At 41.7% G+C, this 242-nt stretch carries 1 pseudogene; it reads left to right on the top strand.

The features are described 5' to 3' along the window. A pseudogene (locus PseudUWO310_RS23170) lies at nt 1-242 on the top strand (IS1 family transposase); the annotation flags it as partial.

Genomic DNA, 242 nt, shown 5'->3' with positions numbered 1-242 from the left:
GCAGTGCAATCGTCAGTTTGTCGAATTCTACAGTGAAAGAGGATATTCTGAAGATGCCAGACAAATTTGCTTAAGAATGTACTGTAATGGCATGGGATTTAGAGCAATTGAGCGATGTACAGGAATTAGTCACAATACGGTAATCGACTGGGTGAGAGAATCAGGAGAAAAATTGCCTGAGACAGAGGAAATTGAGGATGTACCAGAGGTAGGTGAACTAGATGAACTTCAGACCTTTGTGG

The organism is Pseudanabaena sp. UWO310 (genome assembly GCF_006861605.1).
Lineage (GTDB): Bacteria > Cyanobacteriota > Cyanobacteriia > Pseudanabaenales > Pseudanabaenaceae > Pseudanabaena.
This window is presented reverse-complemented; position numbering and strand designations above follow the sequence as displayed.